Origin of the sequence: Streptomyces sp. NRRL S-495 (genome assembly GCF_000966955.1) — a bacterium.
GTDB classification, from domain to species: Bacteria; Actinomycetota; Actinomycetes; order Streptomycetales; family Streptomycetaceae; genus Kitasatospora; species Kitasatospora purpeofusca.
Window position 1 is genome coordinate 18399 of the sequence record NZ_JZWY01000260.1, and the last position, 10778, is coordinate 29176.

Annotated in this window: 10 protein-coding genes; 6 read left to right on the forward strand and 4 right to left on the reverse strand. The window is 73.1% G+C overall.

Annotated elements, in window-relative coordinates:
- The first annotated feature begins 39 nt into the window (after nucleotides 1-39).
- The 6 genes from VR45_RS14895 to rny all read left to right on the forward strand — a co-directional run bounded on the left by VR45_RS14895 (nucleotide 40) and on the right by rny (nucleotide 6197).
- Nucleotides 40-591, forward strand: coding sequence for a GNAT family N-acetyltransferase (locus tag VR45_RS14895; RefSeq protein ID WP_045940224.1), 552 nt, complete (start codon nucleotides 40-42; stop codon nucleotides 589-591).
- Nucleotides 592-632: 41 nt separating this feature from the next.
- Nucleotides 633-827 (forward strand): DUF3046 domain-containing protein, encoded by a 195-nt coding sequence (locus VR45_RS14900; protein ID WP_045940225.1) that lies wholly within the window; start codon nucleotides 633-635, stop codon nucleotides 825-827.
- A gap of 227 nt (nucleotides 828-1054) precedes the next feature.
- Nucleotides 1055-2197 carry an AI-2E family transporter gene (locus VR45_RS14905; RefSeq protein ID WP_045940226.1) on the forward strand — a complete coding sequence of 381 codons (1143 nt, stop codon included), beginning with the start codon at nucleotides 1055-1057 and terminating at the stop codon, nucleotides 2195-2197.
- Between the two features lie 154 nt (nucleotides 2198-2351).
- Complete coding sequence (gene recA / locus VR45_RS14910) at nucleotides 2352-3473, forward strand: recombinase RecA (protein WP_045940227.1); 1122 nt, start codon at nucleotides 2352-2354, stop codon at nucleotides 3471-3473.
- Nucleotides 3474-3477: 4 nt separating this feature from the next.
- Nucleotides 3478-4512 carry a regulatory protein RecX gene (locus VR45_RS44070; RefSeq protein WP_353612691.1) on the forward strand — a complete coding sequence of 345 codons (1035 nt, stop codon included), beginning with the start codon at nucleotides 3478-3480 and terminating at the stop codon, nucleotides 4510-4512.
- 233 nt (nucleotides 4513-4745) lie between these two features.
- On the forward strand, nucleotides 4746-6197 hold the full coding sequence (gene rny / locus VR45_RS14920; RefSeq protein WP_045940228.1) for a ribonuclease Y: 1452 nt from the start codon (nucleotides 4746-4748) through the stop codon (nucleotides 6195-6197).
- Nucleotides 6198-6242: 45 nt separating this feature from the next.
- On the opposite strand, the gene VR45_RS50055 is transcribed toward rny, so the two are convergent.
- The 4 genes from VR45_RS50055 to VR45_RS14940 all read right to left on the reverse strand — a co-directional run bounded on the left by VR45_RS50055 (nucleotide 6243) and on the right by VR45_RS14940 (nucleotide 10711).
- Nucleotides 6243-8087: an FAD-dependent monooxygenase gene (locus VR45_RS50055; RefSeq protein WP_063772479.1), complete on the reverse strand. Its 1845-nt coding sequence runs from the start codon at nucleotides 8085-8087 to the stop codon at nucleotides 6243-6245.
- Between the two features lie 134 nt (nucleotides 8088-8221).
- Entirely contained in the window at nucleotides 8222-9073 is an 852-nt protein-coding gene (locus tag VR45_RS14930; RefSeq protein ID WP_045940229.1) for an amino acid ABC transporter permease, read from the reverse strand.
- The gene (locus VR45_RS14935; RefSeq protein ID WP_045940230.1) at nucleotides 9070-9723 is read right to left on the reverse strand and encodes an amino acid ABC transporter permease; all 654 of its coding nucleotides are present in this window, start codon (nucleotides 9721-9723) and stop codon (nucleotides 9070-9072) included. Before VR45_RS14935 ends, VR45_RS14930 begins: the two co-directional genes overlap by 4 nt.
- Nucleotides 9724-9802: 79 nt before the next feature.
- Nucleotides 9803-10711, reverse strand: a complete 909-nt coding sequence (locus VR45_RS14940) for a glutamate ABC transporter substrate-binding protein (protein ID WP_045940231.1) — start codon at nucleotides 10709-10711, stop codon at nucleotides 9803-9805.
- Nucleotides 10712-10778 lie beyond the last annotated feature (67 nt).

Consider the following 10778-nt stretch of genomic DNA (forward strand, 5'->3'; position numbering starts at 1 on the left):
CGGGTGACGGGGCGGGGGCGGCGGGTCGAGGATCGGGGGATGGACACCTTCCTCACCACCGAGCGGCTGGTGCTGCGCCGCTTCACCGCCGCCGACGCGGACGCCCTGGTGGAGCTGGACGCCGACCCGGAGGTGACCCGCTACCTCAGCGGCGGCCGGCCCACCCCGCGCGCGGTGGTCGAGGACACCCTGCTGCCGCTCTACTTCGACCACTACCGGCGTTTCGGGGACCTCGGCTGGTGGGCCGCCGAGGAGCGGGAGGGCGGGGCCTTCCTCGGCTGGTTCGAGTTCCGGCCGCCCGACGGCGACCGCGCCGAGGTCGAGCTGGGCTACCGGCTGCGCCGTGCGGCCTGGGGGCACGGCTACGCCACCGAGGGCTCCCGGGCGCTGATCCGCCGGGGCTTCACCGGGCTGGGCGTCGAGCGGGTGGTGGCGTACACGATGGCGGTCAACAGCGGTTCCCGGCGGGTGATGGAGAAGGCCGGGCTGTCGTACGTGCGCACCTTCCACGAGGACCACCCGGAGCCGATCGCGGGCAGCGAGCACGGCGAGGTCGAGTACGCCCTGACGGCCGCCGACTGGCGGCCCTGAGTGCCAGGACCGGTCCGTGGGCGGTCCGGGATACTGGGGGCATGAGGCTGACGGAGTTCTGGCGGCGAATGTACGAGCACTTCGGCGAGGCGTACGCGGAGTCCTTCGCGAGCGACCATGTGATGAGCGAGCTGGGCGGGCGGACTGTCCGGCAGGCGCTGGACGCGGGCCGTGAGGCCAAGGACGTCTGGCGGGTCGTCTGCGAGACCCAGGGCGTCTCCGGCGTGCTCCGCTGACCCCGGCCGCCGGGCCGGACCGGTCCCGACCCCGCTCCGCCGAACCCTTCGCCGATGCTCGAACGTTCGTCGGGCATGGGTCAAACTGTGCGGGTGGCAAGCAGTGCAGAACAGCAGAATTCGGACAGGTCGGCGCAGGTCGCCGACGAGGCCGCGGGCCCTCCGCCCGCCTCTCCGCCCGGCCCGCCGGGGCCCGGACCGCGGGTGACGGTCTCTGGGGTTCCGGGATGCCGCGCTGGCTGCCGCGGGCGATGGTGCTCGCCCTGGTCCTGGTCGGGCTGTTCCAGCTCGCCGACTGGGCCTTCCACCAGCTGATCGACCTCTTCGTGATGCTGCTGGTCTCGTTCTTCCTCTCGCTGGCGCTGGAGCCGGCGGTGGACCGGATGGCGGCCCGCGGCGTGCGTCGGGGCATCGGCACCTTCCTGGTCTTCGTCGCGGTGGCGATCGCCGTGGCGGGGTTCCTGACCGCGCTCGGCACCCTGCTGGTCGACCAGGTCGCGAAGATCGCCGGCGACCTGCCCCACCTGCTGGACAACCTGATCGACTGGGTCAACCGCACCTTCCACCAGGACCTCTCGCTGGACGAGCTGCAGAAGAAGCTGCTCAAGGACTCCGGCGCGATCGAGACCTACGCCCAGCAGGCCGCGGACAACGTCTGGGGCGTCTCCTCGACCCTGATCGGCGGGCTCTTCCAGGCCTTCACCGTCGGCCTCTTCACCTTCTACTTCACCGCCGACGGGCCCCGGGTGCGGCGGACCGTCTGCTCGATGCTGCCGCCCGCCAAGCAGGCGGAGGTGCTGCGGGCCTGGGAGATCGCACTCGCCAAGACCGGCGGCTACCTCTACTCGAGGGCCCTGCTCGCGGTGGTGTCGGCGCTCGCGCACTGGGTGATGTTCGCGCTGCTGGACCTGCCGTACGCGGCCGCGCTCGCGGTCTGGGTCGGCGTCATGTCGCAGTTCGTGCCGACCATCGGCACCTATATCGCCGGGGCGCTGCCGGTGCTGGTGGCGCTCACCACCTCGCAGCCGGTGGACGCGCTCTGGGTTCTGGCCTTCGTGGTGGTCTACCAGCAGATCGAGAACTACCTGCTGCACCCGCGGATCACCGCGCGGACGGTCGACGTGCACCCGGCGGTGGCGTTCGGCGCGGTGATCGCGGGTGCGGCGCTGCTGGGTGCGGTCGGCGCGCTGATCGCGATCCCGGCGGCGGCCACCCTGCAGGGCTTCGTCGGGACGTACGTGCGCCGCTACGAGGTGGCCACGGACCCGCGGATCGACCGCGGTGAGCAGCGCCGGCACCGCCGGGAGCTGCGGCGGGAGGCGGCCCGGCGGCTGCGGCGGATGGTCGGCGGGGACTCCGGGAAGAAGTAGTCCGAACGGCCCCGGCTTGATTCGAACACTTGTTCTTTGTACTCTCCGGCGCAGAGTTTTCCCCAGGCAGAGCCCGGTCGGGGCCGATTGTCAGTGGGAGGCGCTAGCGTCGAGGACGATGAAGCGCACAGCACAGAACCCGAGGGTGGAAGCCATGGCAGGTACGGACCGCGAGAAGGCCCTTGAGACGGCGCTCGCCCAGATCGAGCGACAGTTCGGCAAGGGCTCGGTGATGCGCCTCGGCGAGAAGGCGAACGAGCCGATCGAGGTGATCTCCACCGGTTCCACCGCCCTGGACGTCGCGCTCGGGGTCGGCGGCATTCCGCGCGGCCGGGTGGTCGAGATCTACGGCCCCGAGTCCTCCGGCAAGACCACGCTGACCCTGCACCTGGCGGCCAACGCCCAGCGGGCCGGCGGCACGGTCGCCTTCGTCGACGCGGAGCACGCGCTTGACCCGGAGTACGCCAAGAAGCTCGGCGTGGACACCGACGCCCTGCTGGTCAGCCAGCCGGACACCGGTGAGCAGGCGCTGGAGATCACGGACATGCTGATCCGCTCCGGCGCGGTCGACCTGGTGATCATCGACTCGGTGGCGGCGCTCGTGCCGCGCGCCGAGATCGAGGGCGAGATGGGCGACTCCCACGTCGGTCTGCAGGCCCGGCTGATGAGCCAGGCGCTGCGGAAGATCGCCGGTGCGCTGAACCAGTCGAACACCACCGCGGTCTTCATCAACCAGCTGCGCGAGAAGATCGGCGTCATGTTCGGCTCGCCGGAGACCACGACCGGTGGCCGGGCGCTGAAGTTCTACGCCTCGGTCCGGCTGGACATCCGCCGGATCGAGACCCTGAAGGACGGCACCGAGGCGGTCGGCAACCGCACCCGGGTCAAGGTCGTCAAGAACAAGGTCGCCGCGCCGTTCAAGCAGGCCGAGTTCGACATCCTCTACGGCGTGGGCATCAGCCGTGAGGGCGGCCTGATCGACATGGGCGTGGAGCACGGCTTCATCCGCAAGTCGGGCGCCTGGTACACCTACGAGGGCGACCAGCTCGGCCAGGGCAAGGAGAACGCCCGCAACTTCCTGCGGGACAACCCGCAGCTGGCCGACGAGATCGAGCGGAAGATCAAGAGCAAGCTGGGCATCGGCCCGAAGGTGGAGGAGCCGGCCGAGGGCGAGGCGGCGGCGGGCGGCGCCGAGGGCGCGGCCAAGCCGGTCACCGCGACCGCCGCCAAGACGGCCGCGGCGAAGAAGACGACGGCGGCCGCCGCCAAGGCCTGAGCCGTTGACGCAGCACAGTGGGGCGGTCGGCCCCGAGGAGGACGAGGACTACGGGCCGCCGGACTGGTTCGCGGCTGTCGCCGCGCCGCAGACCGGGCCGCGGACCGAGCCGGAGACCTGGTCGGAATCGGCATGGCAGCCGGAGTGGGAGCCCGCGCCGGAGCGGGCCCGGGCGGTGAAGCGCCCGGCGGCCCGCCCGGCGGACGTGGGTGAGTTGGGGCTGGTCCAGGCCTCCGACCTGCCCGCGGGGCGCCGCCGGCGGCGCTCGGCGCTGGAGGCCGAGGGTGGGGCGGCCGAGGGTAGGGCGGCCGTCGGGGGCGGCCGGGGCGAGGGAGCGGGGTCGGCCGGTCACGGGGGTGTGGCCGACCCCGCTCCGGCGTTCCCGGAGGAGCGCCCGAGGCGTCGGTCCGGCCGTACCCGGGCGGGCGGTGCCTCCCGGGACCGTGACCACGACGGCCGCGAGGGCACGGACCGGGGTCCGGGCCGTCGCGGAGCGGGCCGCGGTGCCCGGACCGAGGAGCCGGCCGATCCCGAGAGCCGGGCGCGGGACATCTGCCTGCGCCTGCTCACGGGCGCGGCCAAGAGCCGCAAGCAGCTCGCCGACGCCCTGCGCAAGCGGGAGATCCCGGACGAGGTGGCCGAGGAGGTGCTGACCCGGCTGGAGGAGGTCGGGCTGATCGACGACGCGGCCTTCGCCCGGGCCTGGGTGGAGTCCCGGCACAGCGTCCGCGGTCTGTCCCGGCGTGCGCTGGCGCAGGAGCTGCGGACCAAGGGCATCTCCGGCGAGCTCGCCGAACAGGCCCTGGCCCAGCTCGACCACGACGACGAGGCCGAGGCGGCCCGGGCCCTGGTCGACCGGCGGCTCCGGGCCACCCGCGGTCTGGAGCGGCAGACCCGCACCCGCCGGCTGGTCGGGCTGCTCGCCCGGCGCGGCTACTCCGAGGGCCTGGCCTTCCGGGTGGTCCGCGACGCCCTGGACGCGGAGGGGTCCGCGGACGAGGACGAGTACGGCGACGAGGGCGACGGCTACGAGGACTGAGGTCCTCCCGCCCGGCCCGGTCCGCCCGGACTGTTACCCGAGGGTTGGTCAACTACCTGGCCAGTCTTGACCGTTTCGTAACCCGCGCTTAGCCTCGCACTCAGTGCGGGAGCACGTCGATCGTCCCTCGGCCGCCCCGGCCGTACGCCCGGCCATGCCTGTGACCGGGCGGTTCCGGGCGGCCGCGCGGTGGTCCCGGGCGGTGTGCCGCGGCGGGACGGGGAGTGGGCAGCATGAGGATCGCGGTGAGCGCCGGATCGGCCGCTTCCCTTGTGGCGGCCGTCCTGCTGGTGGTCCTGGCGACAGCGTGGTTACTGGCCCGGCGGTCGAAGGCCGCTCGGCGCCGCGTCACCGCGGTGGCCGAACGGGACCGGCGGCAGGCCGAGCAGCAGGGCGACCGGCTGCGGGCCGAACTCGACCGGCGCGAGGAGCGGCTGGCCGGGGAGTTCGACCGGCTGCGCACCCGCGAGGACGAACTCGCCGAGCGCTCGGCCGCGTTGGCCCGGGCCGCGGCGGAGGCCGGGGAACTCCTCCGACGTCGGGCGGCCGAGCTGGAGCGGACCGCCGGGCTCTCCGCCGCCGAGGCCCGCGCCGAACTCGTCCGGGAGGCCGAGTCGGAGGCCCGCCGGGAGGCTGCGGTCACCGTCCGGGAGATCGAGCGCGCCGCCCGCGAGGAGGGCGAGCAGCGGGCCCGGGGCATCCTGGCCGGGGCGATCCAGCGGCTGGCGGCCGATCAGACCGCCGAGACCGCGGTGTCGGTGTTCCGGCTGCCCAACGAGGAGATGAAGGGGCGGGTGATCGGACGCGAGGGCCGCAACATCCGGACCTTCGAGGCCGTCACCGGCGTCAATCTGATCATCGACGACACACCCTCGGTGGTGCAGCTCTCCTGCTTCGACCCGGTCCGACGGGAGACCGCCCGGCTCACCCTGGAGCAGTTGGTGGAGGACGGCCGGATCCACCCGCTGCGGATCGAGCACGTGCACGAGCGCAGCCGGGCCGAGATCGAGCGCCGCTGCGTACGGGCCGGTGAGGACGCGCTGCTCGCCGTCCGGGTCGGCGCCATGGACCCGGAGCTGGTCCGTACCCTCGGCACCCTGCGCTACCGGGCCTCGTACGGGCAGAACGTGCTCGGCCACCTGGTCGAGTCGGCGCACCTGGCCGGGATGATGGCCGCCGAACTCGGGGTCGACCCGGAGCCGGTGCGGCGCGCGGCGCTGCTGCACGACATCGGCAAGGCGCTGACCCACGAGGTCGAGGGCAGCCATGCGGCGATCGGCGCCGACCTGGCCCGGCGGTTCGGCGAATCGGCGGACGTGGTGCACGCGATCGCCGCGCACCACGGCGAGGTGGAGCCCCGGACGGTGGAGGCGGTCCTCACCCAGGCCGCCGACGCCTGCTCGGGCGCGCGGCCGGGCGCGCGCAAGGAGTCGCTGGAGGCGTATGTGCGGCGGCTGGAGCGGTTGGAGGAGATCGCCCGGGCGCACGAGGGTGTGGCCACCGTCTACGCGATGCAGGCCGGCCGGGAGGTACGGGTGATGGTCCGGCCGGAGGTGGTGGACGACCTCGGGGCGCAGGTGATCGCCCGTGAGGTCGCCAAGCAGGTCGCCGAGGAGCTGACCTATCCGGGCCAGATCCGGGTCACCGTGGTCCGCGAGAGCCGGGCGACCGAGGTGGCCCGGTAGGTGGCCGGGTAGGCCCGGCGGCCGCCCCGTTCGGCCGCCGTCCGGTCAGCGCCCGGACGGGCGGACCGGTGGGGCCTGCTCGGCGGCCGGAGCAGTGGCAGGAGCGGCGGTGGCAGGAGCAGCGGTGACCGGGCCGGTGACGACCGGACCGGGGGCCGCGGCACCGGTGGACGCGGCACCGGGCGCGGCCGGTTCGGGGGCCGGCGCCTCCTGCTCCGGTCCGCCGGGGAGTGAGGCCGGGCCGCCCCTGGCCCCGTCGGCCAGTGCCTGGAGGTCCTCCGCCGCCGCGCCCTGGGTGACCCCGACCAGATGGCCGTCGGGCCGGATCAGCAGCACGGTGTGCGGGCCGGCACCCGGGTAGGCCTCGGTGACCAGGACCTCGGCCGGGACCGGCAGCGCGGCGGCGACCTCGGCCAGCCGGGGCATCAGCCCGGCGCCCAGCCAGCGCTCCGCGGACCAGACGGCGGTGCCGGGCGCGACCAGCAGCAGCAGGAAGCCCGCGCCGAGCCGGGAGTGCAGCTGCAGCCGGTCCGGGGTGCCGTCGGTGGCCAGCACCGGCAGGTCGGGGACGAGCACCCCGGGGGCGGTGGCGGGCAGCAGTTCGCTGAGCGAGGTGGTGCTGCGGGCGCCGCGCTGGACCGGGACCCGCCCGGGCACGCCGGAGGGCGCGGCCGGATAGGCGGGGGCGCCGCCGAACCGCCCGGTGCCGAGGTGCCCGTCGGCGAGCATCGGCGCGTGCTTGCGGAAGGAGCCGGTGAGCAGCGAGCGCCGGGTCTGGGCCCAGCCGCGCAGCGGGCGCAGCAGCGGCATGGCCTGGTCGACGGCGCGCAGCCGGGCGCCGACCGCCCCGCGGCGTTCGGCCTCGTAGCCGTCGAGCAGGGAGCCGCCGGGCTGGGGGCCGCCGGAGTGGAGGTGCCAGGCGAGGGCGAGCCGCCAGGCCAGGTTGTCGGCGTCGCGCAGGCCGTCGGTGAGGTTCTGCATGCCGAGCGCGCCGTGCAGATGCGCGGCGTCGCCGGCCAGGAAGCAGCGGCCGACCCGGAAGCGGGCGGCCAGTCGCTGCTGGGCGGTGTGGTCGGCGGCGGCGAGCAGGTCGAACTTCGGGAGTTCGCCGCACCAGCCGGTGAGGGTGGAGGAGACCCTGGTGAGCAGGGTGTCGCCGGTGACGATGCCGGGCCAGGTGGCGTGCGGGTCGACCGGTTCGGCGGGGGTGGGTCGGCCCGGGGGGAGCCGCCAGTCGAGCCGCCAGACGCCGTCCGGCAGCGGGCGGGCGGTGGCCTCGCGGTCGCCGCGCCACGGCGGCTCGCGGTGCAGCCGGGGTTCGGTGAACGGCAGGTCGACCCGGACGGTGGCGATCGCGCTGCGGTCGACGGCGGGCCGCCCGGGGAAGCGGATCTTCAGCAGTTTGCGGACGGCCGAGCGGGCGCCGTCGCAGCCGACCAGGTGGCTGCCGCGCCACCAGGTCTCGGTGCCGTCCTGCGGGTTGCGGGTGAGCACGTTGACGCCGTCGCGGTCCTGTTCGAGCCGGGTGACCCGGTTCAGTGGGACCAGTTCGACCAGCGGGTTGCCGGTGAGGGCGTCGCGGAGGCCGCGCTGGAGGCGGTGCTGGGGCAGGTGCAGGACGGGGGTGTCGGCGAGGTCGATCCGGAGCACCTCCTGGCGGCGGCGCCAGACGGCGAAGGCGTCCCAGCGGGCGGCGTCGGAGGCGGCCCGGGTGTAGCCGATCCGGGTCAGGAAGGTGGCGGTGTCGGCGCCGAGCACGACGCTGCGCGGGCTCTCGGGGCAGAGTCCGGAGCCCTCGTCGAGGACCACGGTCGGCACCTCGTGCCGGGCCAGGGCGAGGGCCAGGGCCAGGCCGACCGGCCCGGCCCCGACCACGATCACCGGGTCCATGCCGGTCCCTCCGGGCCCGGGCGGGCGCCGTGGATCTCGGAGCACGGACCGGCCGTCAGCCTGCCGTCATATGCCGCGTGGATGCTCCCGGATGGTGTCACGAAGAGCAATGCAACAGTTCACCTGCGTGTCCGTCAAGCAGCAGCTGAAGTGCGCCGGTTCGCGCCGCGTCGGCCACGTGCCTCGATCCACCGGGCGAGCGCGGTGAGCAGGAGGCACATCGCGATGTAGACGGGGCCGATCACCAGGACCACGGGGATGTAGGGGAAGCCCGCGGAGTTGAGCGGCTGGGTGGCGATGGCCTTACCCACGAAGAGCAGCTCGTGGTAGGTGATGATGGCGCCCAGCGAGGTGTCCTTGAGGGTGACGACCAGCTGGCCGATCATCGTGGGCAGCATCGAGCGGACCGCCTGCGGGACCAGGATGCCGGTCATCACCTGGGTCTTGCGCATACCGAGCGCGTAGGCCGCCTCGCCCTGGCCGCGCGGCACCGCGTTGACGCCGCTGCGGATGATCTCCGCCTGGACCGAGCCGTTGTAGAGGGTGAGGCCGAGCACCAGGGCCCACATCGGCTCCTTGGCGAAGAAGCCGTAGTAGAGCGCGACGATCAGGATCAGCAGCGGCATCGCCCGGAAGAACTGGACCACGGAGACGCAGACCCAGCGCACCGGCCGGTGGTCGGAGAGCTGTCCGGCGGCCAGCAGCGCGCCCAGCACCAGCGAGAGCAGCGCCGCGAGCCCGAAGGCCTGGAGGGTGGCGACCAGGCCGTCGACGATCCGCTGCTGGATGGTCGTGTACTGGAACGCGTCCCAGAGCTCGGGGTCGAACTGGCCGTTGTCGTTCAGTGTGATGAAGGCGTACCAGAGCAGTCCGGCGATGCCGAGCAGCGAGAGCACACCGAAGATCCGGTTGCGGGCGCGCGCCTTCGGGCCGGGGGCGTCGAAGAGGACGCCGGCCGTCGTGGAGCGGGTGAGGAGCTTGCTCATCGGGCCACCGCCAGTCGGGACTCCAGGAAACGGAACAGCAGGGCGACGGCGGCACTGATCAGCAGGTAGGCGCAGGCCACCCAGAAGAAGATCGCGAAGATCGAGTAGCCGTCCCCGTCGGAGAAGCCCTGCTGGACGCTGTACAGCTCGCTGACGCTGAACGCGCCGGCGATCGCCGAGTTCCTCGGCAGCGCGATGAAGACGCTGCTCATCGGGGCCAGCACCGTCCTGGCCGCCTGCGGCAGGACGACCTGGGTCAGGGTCTGGCCGAAGGTCAGGCCGAGGCTGCGGGCCGCCTCGGCCTGACCTATCGGCACCGTGTTGATGCCGGAGCGCAGTACCTCGCAGACGAACGCCGCGGTGTAGCTGCCGAGCGCCAGCACCGCGAACACGAGGTGGCTGAAGTGCACGCCGAGCGGCGGAAGGCCGAAGGTCACGGCGAAGAACAGCACGGTCAGCGGGGTGTTGCGGAAGATCGTCACCCAGCCGGTGCCGAAGGCACGCAGCACGGGGACGGGGGAGACCCGGAAGGCCGCCAGCAGGGTGCCCAGCAGCAGGGCGAGCAGCGCACTGAGCGCGCTCAGCTCGATCGTCTGCAGGAAGCCGTCGCGGAACAGCGCGAAGTTGCCGTCCTCGAACAGGAAGCCCATCCGGCGGCCCTCCTCTCAGGGGTTCGTCGACTCGGGGGAGATCTGGGGAGATCCGTGGAGATCGGGTGGGACGGGTGGATCAGTAGCGGTCGAGCGCCGGCGGCTGCGGGGCGGCGGCGCCGGAGAGGCCGAGGGTGGCGTCGTAGGCCTTCTTCCAGTCGCCGTTGTCCTGGTGGGCCTTGAGCGCCTCGCTGATCGCGTCGCGCAGCGCCTTGTCGTCCTTGCCCAGGCCGACGCCGTAGTTCTCCTTGGTGAAGGGCTGGCCGACCACCTTGAGCTTGGGCGCGTACTTCGAGGCGTAGCCCTTGAGGATGGCGTCGTCCGTGGTGACCGCGTCCACCTCGCCCGACATCAGCTTCTCGACGCAGGCCGAGTAGGTGTCGAACTGGGTGATCTTCGGCGAGTACTTCTCGATGTTCTTGATCGAGGTGGAGCCGGTGGCGGTGCAGACGTTCTTGCCGTTGACCGAGTCCGGGCCGGTGATCGCGGTGTTGTCGGCCTTGACCAGCAGGTCCTGGCCGGCGACGTAGTACGGGCCGGCGAAGGAGACGGTCTTCTTGCGCTCGTCGTTGATGCTGTAGGTGCCGACGTAGAAGTCGATCTGGCCCTTGGAGATGGCCGGCTCGCGCTGCGAGGAGACCAGGGTCTGCCACTTGATCTGCTGCGGGGTGAAGCCGAGGTCCGCGGCGACCATCTTGGCGATCTCGATGTCGAAGCCGCTGCGGTCGCCGCTGGCGAGGTCCTCCCAGCCGAGGAACGGCTGGTCGGACTTGGCGCCGATGATCAGCTGGCCGCGCTTCTTGGCCTCGGCCAGCACGGCCGAGTCGACCTTGACGTCGGTCTTCACGGTGTAGGTCGGCAGCGCGGGGGCCGCGGTGCCGCCGGACGAGGCGTTGCCGGTGCCGGGCGTGCCGTCCTTGCCGCAGGCGGCGGTGGCGGTGAGCGCGATGGCGCAGAGCGCGACGGCGAAGGTGCGACGAGTCCTCATGAGGGTAGTTCTCCTCGGGCTTGGCCACGGGTCGACCGGGCTCTGGCGAAGGGTGCGGTTCGGGTGG